The organism is Pseudooceanicola algae, assembly GCF_003590145.2.
GTDB classification, from domain to species: Bacteria; Pseudomonadota; Alphaproteobacteria; order Rhodobacterales; family Rhodobacteraceae; genus Pseudooceanicola; species Pseudooceanicola algae.
On record NZ_CP060436.1, the window covers coordinates 288800 to 300624 of the forward strand.

Here is an 11825-nt window from a genome sequence, read left to right on the forward strand (position 1 = left end):
ACAAGCAACGCACATAAAGTTGATAGGTTCCGGCCTTGTCGGTGGATTTATGCTTTCCGTTGCGGAACATCCCGGCGGGATTTCGCGCGGGGCGGTGCGCGCTGCGGCGGCAGGATTGACTGCCGCAATCTGCCGGATGGCGACCCCGGAGGCGACCCCGCCTATCGCCACTGGACCCTCAGGCCCCCCTCGGCTATTCCCTGCCCGCAAACCACAGCCCGGACGGATATTCACATGCCCGATCTCCTGATCGAACTCTTTTCCGAGGAAATTCCCGCCCGTATGCAGGCGCGTGCGGCGGAAGAGCTGAAGAAACGCGTGACCGACGGTCTGGTCGAGGCCGGTCTGACCTATGCCGGGGCCGGGGCCTTTCACACGCCGCGCCGTCTGACGCTGACCCTGCAGGGCCTGCTGGGCGAAAGCCCCACCCTGCGCGAAGAACGCAAGGGCCCGCGTACCGATGCGCCGGAAAAGGCCATCGAAGGCTTCCTGCGCGGGGCGGGGCTGACCCGTGACCAGTTGCAGGAACGCGATGACAAGAAGGGCCGCGTCTTCTTTGCCGTGATCGAAAAGCCGGGCCGCAAGGCGCCCGAGATCATCGCCGAAGTGCTGGAATCCGTGCTGCGCAATTTCCCCTGGCCCAAGTCGATGCGCTGGGGCAGCGGGACCTTCCGCTGGGTACGCCCGCTGCATTCCATCCTTTGCGTCCTGTCGGACGAGGCAGGCGCCGAGGTCGTGCCGATGGACCTTGACGGCATTTCGACCGGCAATACCACCGAAGGCCACCGTTTCATGGCGCCGGGCCGTTTCGCGGTGAAGGATTTTGACGATTACGCGACCCAGTTGAAACGCCGTTTCGTGGTGCTGGATGCCAGCGAGCGGGCCGAACATATCTGGCAGGACGCGACCAATACCGCCTTCGCCAACGGTCTCGACGTGGTCGAGGACAAGGGCCTTCTGGCCGAGGTCTCGGGCCTTGTCGAATGGCCCGTCGTGCTGATGGGCGAGATCGGCGAGGACTTTCTTGGTCTGCCCCCCGAGGTGCTGCAAACCTCCATGAAGGAGCACCAGAAGTTCTTTTCGGTAAAGAATGCCCGGACCGGACGTATCGAACGCTTTGTCACCGTCGCCAACCGCGAGACCCGCGACAATGGCGCGACGATCCTTGCCGGGAATCAAAAGGTGCTGGCGGCACGGCTGTCGGATGCCAAGTTCTTCTGGGAAAACGACCTGCGCGTGGCGCAGCGTGAAAAGATGCAGCCCTGGATCGACCAGCTGGATAATGTGACCTTCCATGCCAAGCTCGGCAGCCAGGCAGAACGGATTGCCCGGATCACCGATTTGGCGGGCGATCTGGCCCCGGCGCTTTCGGCGGATCCCGCCGTGGCGCAAAAGGCTGCGCGCGTCGCCAAGGCCGATCTGAGTTCGGAGATGGTCTATGAGTTCCCCGAACTTCAGGGGCTGATGGGCCGTTACTATGCAGAGGCCGCGGGCCTTGCCCCCGAAGTCGCCGCCGCCTGCGAGGCGCATTATTCCCCGCTTGGTCCCACGGATGACGTGCCGGTTGCACCGGTCTCGGCCACGGTGGCGCTGGCGGACAAGATCGACACGCTGATCGGCTTCTGGGCCATCGACGAAAAGCCGACTGGTTCCAAGGATCCCTTTGCCCTGCGTCGCGCGGCGCTTGGCGTGATCCGCATCATCCTGACCAACAAGGTCCGGTTGAACCTGCTGGGCCTGTTCGACGACCTGCTGATGCGCCACATCTTCAAGGCGCTGGACGAGACCGAGACCGGCAAGCGCGCCCGCCTCGCCGATTTCGCCGCCGAACGGGACATGCCCGAAGAGGCCTTTGGCCAGTTGCTGTCGGCGCTGGAGCAGGAAGAAGCCGAGCGCAGCGCCGATCGTGCACAGATGCAATCGGTCCTTCAGGACGCCTTCGGGGCCGGTGATCAGGGCGCACTGCCCAAAAGCGTCAACCTGCTGTCCTTCTTCCATGACCGGCTGAAGGTGCACCTGCGCGACGAAGGCATCCGCCACGACGTGATCGACGCCTGCCTCGCGATGCCGGGCAATGACGATCTGACGCTGCTGGTCAACCGGGCGCAGGCGCTGTCGGATGTGCTGGGCACCGAGGACGGCGTGAACCTTGTCCAGGGCTTCAAGCGCGCCAACAACATCCTGACCCAGGCCGAGGACAAGGACGGGGTGGCTTATGAATACGGTGCCGATCCGAAATTCGCCGAAGCCGAAGAGGAAAAGACCCTGTTCGCGGCCCTCGACGCCGCAGCGCCGCGGATCGAAGCAGCCCTTGAGGGCGAAGATTTCGCCGCTGCTGCTGCCGCGCTTGCCGGGCTGCGCGGGCCCATCGACGCCTTCTTCGAGGCGGTGCAGGTCAATGCCGACAACGAGGTCGTGCGCCGCAACCGTCTGAACCTGCTGTCGACCATCCGCAGCACCGTGCTGAAAGTGGCGGACCTGACCCGGATCGAAGGCTGATCCGGGCCGGGTTGGGCGAGCGTCTTCCAAGGCCGTGACACGGCTGCCGACTCGCGCCGAGCCGGTGAAAACGGCAGGGGCAGGTGGCTGAACGCGGCCCTCGGGGCGGGGACAAATCCCTTGCCCCAAACCCCGCCCCGGCTATGCTGCGCAGACTCAGGAAGGTGCCGCAGTGCAGCAAGACGATCCAGATATCACGCCGGTCACCGAAACCGCGCCGATCGCGACCCGCACCCATGGCGGGCGGGCCAAGTGCCTGCAACGCCTGACCCGGCTCAGCCTGCCGGTACCGCGCACCACGGCCCTCAGCTTTCGAGCCGTCAAGGATATCGCCGAAGGGCGGATGCCCGACGTGGCCTGCATCCTTGCCCCCTTCGGGGACGATCCCCTGCTCTGCGTGCGCCCTTCGTCCGAAGACCCCGATTGGGGTGGGCCTTCGGCGGTGCTGAACATCGGCATGAACGACGCCACCCATGCGGCCCTCTCCGAACGGATCGGCACGGAGGCGGCGACGCGTCTTTACAACCGCTTCGTGCGCTCCTACGCGATCCATGTCGAGCGGCTCGATCCGGACATGTTCGAGGACCTGCCCGTCACCGGCCCCGAAGCACTGGCCGAGAGTTTTCGCGCCTATCACGAGGAAACCGAACAGGATTTCCCCCAGGATGCCGCGACGCAACTGGCCGCCGTGCTGCGCAGCATGGCGCGGGCCTGGCGCGGGACGACCGCGCGGCTGCTGCGGCAGGCCAAGGGCGCGCCGGCGGATGCGGGCCTGGGGCTGGTGGTGCAGGAAATGGCATTGGGGCTAGGCAAGACGGGGGAATGCGGCTCGGGCGTGATCCAGCTTGCATCCAGCGGAACCGGATTGCCCCGGATCACCGGCCGCTACCTGAGCCAGAGCCAGGGCCGCGAGGCCCTGCAGGGCGACAGCCGGTCGATGTTCCTGGCGCGGGATGCGCGCGGGCCCTCGCTTGAGGACCTCGCGCCGGAGGCCTTTGCCACCCTCGCCGAATATTCCCGTCTGATGCGCTATCGCCTGCGCGAAGAGATGCAGTGCGAATTCACCATCGAGAACGGCAATGTCCATGTGCTGGACGGGGTGCGCGCCAGCCGCAGCGCCCGGGCGGCAGTCCGCATGGCGGTGCGCCTGGCCGAAGACGGCGTCATCCCGCGCGACGAGGCCCTGTGCCGGGTCGATCCCCGCGCCCTGAACGAGATGATGCACCGGCAGGTCGACCCTTCGGCAAAGCGTGACCTGATCGGCACCGGGATCGCCGCCAGCCCCGGCGCGGCCTCGGGGCGGCTGTGCTTTTCGGCGGCGGATGCTCAGGCGGCGCAATCGCGGGGCGAGGCCTGCATCCTGGCGCGGCGCGAAACCGGTCCCGAAGACATTCGCGGCATGCATGCGGCCGTGGCGGTGATCACCGAACGTGGCGGCGCGACCTCGCATGCCGCGGTGATCGGGCGCGGGCTGGGCCTGCCCTGCGTGGTGGGCCTGACCGGGCTGCAATTCGACATGAAGACCGAGCGGTTGATCGCGCGCGACGGCCGCAACTTCCGCGCCGGGGACATGATCACCGTCGACGGCACCCATGGGGACGTGCTGGCCGGCGAAGCGCCGCTGCACGAGGCCTCGCAGGATGCCGCCTTCCAGGCGATGCTGACCTGGGCCGAAGACTATTGCGACATCGGGATCCGCGCCAATGCCGACACCCCGGCGGACGCCGAGACCGCGCGCAAGTTCGGCGCCGACGGCATCGGCCTGTGCCGGACCGAGCACATGTTCTTTGAATCCGGTCGCCTGACCGTGATGCGAGAGATGATCTTTGCCGATGCGCCCGATGACCGGCGCACGTCCCTGGAACGTCTGCTGCCCATGCAACGGGCTGATTTCACTGATCTCTTCCGGATCATGCAGGGGCGGCCCGTCTGCATCCGCCTGTTCGATCCGCCGCTGCACGAATTCCTGCCCTCGGATCGCGAGGGGCTGCGCGAACTGGCCGAAAGCCTGTCGCGCCCCCTGTCGGACGTCACCCGTCGGGCCGAACAGCTGTCGGAATACAACCCCATGCTGGGGATGCGCGGCGTCCGTCTGGGCATCACCGTGCCGGAAATCTACGACATGCAGGCCCGCGCCATCTTCGAGGCGACGATCGCCGCCAGCGAAGACGGTGTTCCGGTGGTGCCCGAGATCATGATCCCCCTGGTCTCGGCCAGGCGCGAGGTCGAACTGGTCAAGACGCGGGTCGATGCCGTCGCCGCTGCGGTGCGCAACGAGACGGGCAAGGATTTCAGCTTCCGCCTCGGCGTCATGGTCGAGACCCCGCGCGCCGCGCTGCGGGCCGGGGAAATCGCGCCCCATGCGGCCTTCCTGTCCTTCGGGACCAACGACCTGACGCAGATGACATACGGGTTGTCACGGGACGACGCGGGCAAGTTCATGTCGACCTATGTCAAGCAGGGTGTGTACCCCGAGGATCCTTTTCATACGCTTGACCATGAAGGCGTCGGCGAACTGCTCACGATTGGGGCAGAACGCGGCCGCGCGGCGCGGCCCGACCTGGTCCTGTCGATCTGCGGGGAACATGGGGGCAATGCCGAATCAATCGCCTTCTGCAGGGCTGCGGGCTTTGATTACGTTTCGTGTTCTCCCTTCAGGGTGCCCATCGCTCGGCTGGCTGCCGCTCAATTGAACATTCGGCCAACATTGCCGCCAAGGGCGCTTAAAACATCCTGATTTCAATGGCTTGTGATTTTCTGGCGGAAAACTTCAGCCTTGTGATGGGCGAGTTAACTCTTGCTTAACGTAGCGGTGGGTGGACGGTTCCATCACTTTTCGTTAGGGACCTGACCGGTCGCACCCGAATGGGCGCCGCACCAGAGGATCCGAGATACATGAAGTTTGCTGCACACCTGCTGACCGCCACCCTGCTCATGGCCACGCCCGCGCTGGCCCAGAACCCGATGACCGATGCAATGGACGCCGAGCAGAAAGCCATGGAAACCGTCCCGCAAGGTCGGCTTGCCGCCCTGTTGAAGACCCCCGAAGCCGTTGCTTCGGATGCGGTCAAGGTCAGCTACACGCGCGACTGGCTTGCGGCGCAGCCCGCAGGGGCAGGCGGTGACCAGTTCCAGTGCCTCGCCGAGGCGCTTTACTTTGAAGCTCGCGGCGAAAGCGTCAAGGGCCAGTTCGCCGTGGCCGAGGTGATCCTGAACCGAGCCGACAGTCCTGATTTCCCCAGCTCCGTCTGCGGCGTGATCAACCAGGGGACGGGGCGCAAGTACGCCTGCCAGTTCACCTACACCTGCGATGGCCGGGCCGAGACGATTTCCGAACCCCGCGCCTATGCCCGCGTGGCCAAGGTCGCCTCGATCATGCTGGCCGGGGCCCCCCGTACGCTGGTGGATGGCGCGACCTATTACCATACGACCCACGTCAACCCGTCCTGGTCCCGGCGTCTGAACAAGACCGCCTCGATCGGCGTGCACCAATTCTACGTCTCGCCCACCCGTACGGCGAGCAACTGATCCCCATCGGGGTGCGCCGGTCATATAACGGACCGCGGACCCGAGGCGCCCGGAACGGAGCGCAAGGAAGACCTTCCAGAATGGAAACCCGGATCCCGGCCGCCAGAAGGCGCCCGCGGGTCTGATCGGGCCCTGGCCCCTTGGGCCCCCTCGCGGGCGACCCCTTTCCCCCATTGATGCCCCGCGACAGGGCCTGCCGGGCCTTGCCGCCCGGGCTTTGTCGCCTGCCTGTCGGTGCCGGCGCCTGCGCGCCGCTTTCAGCGCCGACCCCTTTGCCTATCCGCGCTCTTTCTGACATGAAGACGCCGCATTCAGGGGGCAATGATGAGCGAAGAGATTTCCCAGGCTTTCGGCCATCCCGAGGAGCGATCCCGGGCCCTGTCGGGCGACAGCCCTGCCGACCGCATTTCGCTGCGCGATCACCTGACCTCTGTCGAGATCGGGGCGTTTCAGCAGGAACGCGGTACCGATCAGCGGCTGCGCTTCAACATCGTGGTCGAGGTCCGCAACCCCGCCGAGATCGCCGATGATGTGGACCGAATCCTGTCTTACGACACGCTGACCGACTCCATCGCTGCCGAACTGGCCGCGGAACGCCTGAACCTGCTTGAAACCCTGGCCGAACGCATTGCCGCGCGCATCCTGCGCGAACCGGCTGCCGACCGGTGCTTCGTGCGGATCGAAAAGCTGGATCGCGGCCCCGGCGCCCTTGGGGTCGAGATCGTGCGCAGCCGGGCCGAGGCCGCTTCGCCGGGGCAGGGCGCGGCGGAAACCCAGCCCGATCCGCTGATCTGTTACCTGTCGCAACCCGCCATCGCCGCGCCCCTGCTGCCCGGATGGCTGGATCAGCTTCAGAACTGCGGCCGCCCGGTGATCCTGTGCTGCGGTCCGGCGGTCCATGCCCAGGCGACCTCGGCCCTGGTGCAGCGCCGCATCGACCTGCTGGCCATCGAACAGACCGCCTGGATCCTGGCCGGTCAGGACCGCCGCTGCGTGGTGGTTGCCAGCCGGACCGAGCTTGACTGGGCGATGACCCAAGGCCAGATCAGCCTCTGGGCGCCGTCGAAGATCGTTCTGGACGCGGTCGGGGACCGGCCCGAACGGATCGACGGCCCCGGCCTTGCGCTGTGGTTCGCCGGGGTGATGGGCAGTAGCGAGATGCTGGTGATCGGGGACAAGGCACCGCCATCCACCGAGGCGACCCGCGTCCGCCAGATCACGTCGGGGACCGAAAGCCTGCATCCATGACGACCTATTACCGCCCGCTGGTGCAATCCGGCCCGCGCCCGTCCCATGCGCTGCCCCTGTGCGGTGGCCCGCTGTGGTTCACCGAGGTCGAGGCGCTGCGCCGTGACGCCGCCGCCCGCATCCTGCCCGCGTCCGACCTGCCCGAAGACTGGTCGCGCCGCCTCTGCCGCCCGCGTCCCGCGCTCGCCGGTCTGTCGCTGGACCGGCCGCGCCTGATGGGCATCCTGAACGTCACGCCCGACAGCTTTTCCGACGGCGGGGTCTTCAATGCCCCCGAGGCGGCGCGCGCCCACGGCAAGGCCATGGCCGGGGCCGGGGCCGACCTGATCGACATTGGCGGCGAAAGCACAAGGCCCGGCGCGGCCGAGGTCCCGGTGGACGACGAAATCCAGCGCACCGCCCCGGTGATCGAGGCCCTGCGCGACCTCGGCTTGCCGATCTCGATCGACACCCGCAAGGCCAGCGTCGCCCGCGCCGCGATCCGGGCGGGTGCCGGGCTGATCAACGATGTTTCGGGCTTTACCCATGATCCCGCTCTGGGGCCGCTGGCGGCGGCCTCGGCCCTGCCGGTCTGCGTCATGCATATGCGCGGCACGCCGGGCGACATGCATCTGGACCCGGTCTACGACAACGTCCTGCTCGACACCTACGACGAACTTGCCGCCCGCATTGACGCGGTCGAGGCCGAAGGCATTCCCCGCGCCCGTATCCTGGCCGATCCGGGTATCGGTTTTGCCAAGACGGCCGGGCATAACCTGCAGATCCTGCAACGCCTGTCGCTGTTCCACGGACTGGGCTGTCCGCTGCTGCTAGGCGCATCCCGCAAACGCTTTATCGGGACAATTGGCGCAGCATCCGAGGCAGGCGCCCGCGCGCCCGGTTCCATCGCCGTGGCGCTGGCCGGGGTGGCGCAGGGGGTGCAGATGCTGCGCGTCCATGACGTGGCCGAGACCGCCCAGGCGCTGCGCCTCTGGCTTGCGGTGCGAGACGGGGCTGCGCGGGACGGGGCGGGGCCGGAAGGGACGGGGCGAGCCTAGGCCGTCAAAGCTCTGCCGCCGCTAGCGCCAGCCCGTCGACAACGGCGGTAAAGGCCGCAGCCCGTTCAACCCGCGCGTCAGGACAGAGCGCGCGCACGACGTCATCCACCATGCCCATCAGGCTCGACCCGCCGACCAGCACCACGGCGGAAATCTGACCGGGCCGCAGTCCGGCGATCGTCAGACTTTCGGCGGCAGAGGTTTCCAGCGCGCTCCGTTGCGCGGCCAGTGCCGCATCCATCGAACTGCGCGTGATCTCGGCGACAAGGCCCTTTTCAACCACGCCAAGGGCGATCTCGGCCTGCTCGGCGCCATTGGCCGCGATCTTGCCCCGCTCTACCGCAAAGGCCATCTCGTGGCCCAACTCGCTTTCCAGCACCTCGGCCAGACGGCGCAGCTTTTGCGGCTCGACTGCCTGGCGCAGCATGCCGGCCACCATGCGCCGGGTCTCGGGGGTGTAAAGGAAGGGGATCTTGGCCCAGGTCGCCAGTTCGACGAAAATCCCGGCCGGCATCGGCAACAGGCCCGCGCCCATGTCGCGGCGCAATTGCCCGCCCTGACCCAGCAGCGGCATGACATGGGCCAGCGACAGGGCGGCGTCGAAATCGGTACCGCCCAGACGGATGCCGTGGCTGGCCAGTACCTCGACCCCATTGCCGCCCTGACGGAAGACCGTGAAATCCGTCGTGCCGCCGCCGATATCGACGATCAGTCCGGTTTCGCCGCTGCGGTCTCGGCCCATGCTGGCCCAGGCCGCAGCCTCGGGTTCGGGCAGGAACCGGATGTCGGTGAAACCGGCGGCCTCGTAGCAGCCGCGCAGATCCGCCTCGGCCTGGGCATCGCGGGCGGGATCGCCATCGTGGAAATGCACCGGACGTCCCGACAGCACGCGGCTGACCTTGCCGCCAAGCTCGGCCTCGCTGCGGGCCTTCACACGGATCAGGAAAGCAGTGACGATATCCGCCAGCGTCCGCCTGCGCCCGCCGATCAGGCGGCGTTCATGAAACAGCGTCGTGCCCAGAACCGATTTCAGCGCCCGCATGTAGCGGCCTTCCTCGCCACTGATCAGCGCCTCTGCGGCGGCCTGACCGATCAGCATCGTGCCTTCATCGGCGGGAAAGAACACCGCCGTCGGCAGGGTCTCGGCCCCGTCCTCGACCGCGATCCGCCGGATCGAGCCTGCTTCCACCACCGCTGCCGCCGAATTCGACGTGCCGAAATCCACGGCCAGAACCCGCCCGTCCATCGGGAGCCTCCCCTTGCTCGAAAATGCGAAACCGCCTGCTACCCAAGCCCGCGCCCCGGCGCAACCGCAAACCGTGCCCATGCAAAAAGGGCCCCGCCATCTGGCAGGGCCCTTCCAATCCGCCAGGCCATGAAATGGCCTGCGAAATTTCTCAGTTCTTGGCCTTGTCGACCATCTTGCCGGCCGAGATCCAGGGCATCATGCCGCGCAGCTTTTCGCCGACCTGTTCGATCTGATGCTCGTCGTTCAGGCGGCGCGTACCCTTGAAGAAGGGCTGGCCAGCCTGGTTTTCCTGCATGAAGTCGCGCACGAACTTCCCGGTCTGGATGTCGCGCAGAACCGCCTTCATCTTCGCCTTGGTCTCGTCGTAGGGCAGGATGCGCGGGCCGGAGACGTATTCGCCGTATTCCGCCGTGTTCGAGATCGAGTAGTTCATGTTCGCGATGCCGCCTTCGTAGATCAGGTCGACGATCAACTTCACTTCGTGCAGGCATTCGAAATAGGCCATCTCGGGGGCGTAGCCGGCTTCTACCAGGGTTTCAAAGCCCATGCGGATCAGTTCGACAAGGCCACCGCAAAGCACGGCCTGCTCACCGAACAGGTCGGTTTCGCATTCCTCGCGGAAGTTGGTCTCGATGATGCCCGAACGCCCGCCACCGATGGCCGAGCAATAGGACAGGCCGATTTCCAGCGCCTTGCCGGAGGCATCCTGATCCACGGCCACCAGGCAGGGCACGCCGCCGCCCTTGGTGTATTCGCCGCGCACGGTATGGCCGGGACCCTTGGGCGCCATCATGATGACATCGACGCCGGGCTTGGGCTCGATCAGGCCGAAGTGCACGTTCAGGCCGTGGGCGAATGCGATCGCCGCACCGTCTTTCAGGTTGTCATGGACGTATTTCTTGTAGGTTTCGGCCTGCAGTTCATCGGGCATGGTGAACATGATCAGGTCGCACCAGGCGGCTGCCTCGGCGATCCCCATGACCTGAAGGCCTTCGCCCTCGGCCTTGGCCGCGCTGGAGGAGCCTTCGCGCAGGGCGACGACGATGTTCTTGGCGCCCGAATCGCGCAGGTTCAGCGCATGGGCATGGCCCTGGCTGCCGTAGCCCAGGATGGCGACCTTCATATCCTTGATCAGGTTGATGTCGCAGTCACGATCATAATAAACGCGCATGTTTTCGCTTCCTTCCGTTTCGCCCTCTTGGGCTGTCCGTCATGAGGGGCAGAATAGGGATTTTGTGGCGCATGGCGTTGCAAAATTTGCATTAAGACGCCATAATTACAAAAATCAATTCGCCGGTATCCGAAATAAAGTAAAATCAATGCTCGACGACGCAGATCGGCGCATCCTGCGCCAGCTCCAGGCCGATCCGGCGGCGAGCGCCGCTCAGATCGCAGAGCGCGCCAGCCTGACCCAGGCCACCTGTTGGCGACGGATCGAGAAGATGCAGGAAGAGGGCGTCATCCGCGGCTCCCACGCGGTGATCAACTGGCATGCGCTTGGCTATTCGGTCGAGGTCTCCCTGCGCATCACCCTCGACAAGAGCCAGCCCCGCGCTTTCGAGGATTTCGCCGCCGAAGCCCGCAAGATTCCCGAGGTGCTGGAAATCCAGACCTTCCTTGGCCAGGTCGATGTGCGCCTCGGCCTCATCGCGCGCGACATGGACCATTATCAGGACCTCTACCGCACCCGGATCCTGACCTTGCCGCATATCTCCGACCTCGATGCGCTGATGCATATCGCCCGGATCAAATACGATGAAACGGTGCCGCTGTGATCGATCTCGACGACACCGACCGCCGCATCCTGCGGGCGCTCAGCGAAGATGCCTCGCTCAGCTCGGGCGCACTTGGCCGCCGCCTTGGCCTGTCGCAACCGGCCACCTGGCGCCGCATCCGGCGCCTGCAACAGGCCGGTGCCTTCCAGTCACGCCGCCTCGATCTCGACCTCACGCGCCTCGGCTTCGGCGTCACGGTCTTCCTCGGGATCAAGCTCGCCGCCAAGGGCCGCCTCAGCCTCGAGGATTTCGAACGCGCCGTTTCGGCCATACCGGAGGTGCAGACTGTCGAACATATCCTCGGCAGCTACGACTACCGCCTGCGGGTCACAGCCCGCGACATACCGGATTTCGAACGCGTCCTGCGGCGCCGCATCATGACCCTGCCGGGCATCGGCAATGTCGACGCCAATGTCATGCTTTCCGAAGAACGCCTGCCGGGCCCGCTCGGCTGACAGGTTTCCCTGTTCAAAATATCCCGGGGGAGGG

General features: G+C 66.1%; 9 protein-coding genes. 7 read left to right on the forward strand and 2 right to left on the reverse strand.

Annotation, left to right across the window (positions count from 1 at the left end):
* Positions 1-234 precede the first annotated feature (234 nt).
* From glyS to folP, 5 genes are all read left to right on the forward strand, one after another.
* The gene (glyS, locus tag PSAL_RS01355; protein WP_119839784.1) at positions 235-2499 is read left to right on the forward strand and encodes a glycine--tRNA ligase subunit beta; all 2265 of its coding nucleotides are present in this window, start codon (positions 235-237) and stop codon (positions 2497-2499) included.
* Between the two features lie 172 nt (positions 2500-2671).
* The gene (locus tag PSAL_RS01360) at positions 2672-5236 is read left to right on the forward strand and encodes a putative PEP-binding protein (protein WP_119839783.1); all 2565 of its coding nucleotides are present in this window, start codon (positions 2672-2674) and stop codon (positions 5234-5236) included.
* 158 nt (positions 5237-5394) lie between these two features.
* A complete protein-coding gene (locus tag PSAL_RS01365; RefSeq protein ID WP_231388579.1) occupies positions 5395-6027 on the forward strand; it encodes a cell wall hydrolase in 633 nt (210 codons plus the stop codon).
* Between the two features lie 324 nt (positions 6028-6351).
* Positions 6352-7275: a dihydroneopterin aldolase gene (locus tag PSAL_RS01370; RefSeq protein WP_119839781.1), complete on the forward strand. Its 924-nt coding sequence runs from the start codon at positions 6352-6354 to the stop codon at positions 7273-7275.
* Positions 7272-8312: a dihydropteroate synthase gene (gene folP, locus PSAL_RS01375; protein ID WP_119839780.1), complete on the forward strand. Its 1041-nt coding sequence runs from the start codon at positions 7272-7274 to the stop codon at positions 8310-8312. Before PSAL_RS01370 ends, folP begins: the two co-directional genes overlap by 4 nt.
* Before the next feature lie 4 nt (positions 8313-8316).
* On the opposite strand, the gene PSAL_RS01380 is transcribed toward folP, so the two are convergent.
* Both PSAL_RS01380 and ilvC read right to left on the reverse strand, forming a co-directional pair.
* A complete protein-coding gene (locus tag PSAL_RS01380) occupies positions 8317-9558 on the reverse strand; it encodes an Hsp70 family protein (RefSeq protein ID WP_119839779.1) in 1242 nt (413 codons plus the stop codon).
* Positions 9559-9709: 151 nt separating this feature from the next.
* The gene (gene ilvC / locus PSAL_RS01385; RefSeq protein WP_119839778.1) at positions 9710-10732 is read right to left on the reverse strand and encodes a ketol-acid reductoisomerase; all 1023 of its coding nucleotides are present in this window, start codon (positions 10730-10732) and stop codon (positions 9710-9712) included.
* Positions 10733-10880: 148 nt separating this feature from the next.
* On the opposite strand from ilvC, the gene PSAL_RS01390 reads away from it, so the two are divergent.
* Both PSAL_RS01390 and PSAL_RS01395 read left to right on the forward strand, forming a co-directional pair.
* Positions 10881-11336 (forward strand): Lrp/AsnC family transcriptional regulator, encoded by a 456-nt coding sequence (locus PSAL_RS01390; protein ID WP_119839777.1) that lies wholly within the window; start codon positions 10881-10883, stop codon positions 11334-11336.
* The gene (locus PSAL_RS01395) at positions 11333-11791 is read left to right on the forward strand and encodes an Lrp/AsnC family transcriptional regulator (RefSeq protein ID WP_119839776.1); all 459 of its coding nucleotides are present in this window, start codon (positions 11333-11335) and stop codon (positions 11789-11791) included. The genes PSAL_RS01390 and PSAL_RS01395 overlap by 4 nt, the downstream gene beginning before the upstream one ends.
* Positions 11792-11825: the final 34 nt, after the last annotated feature.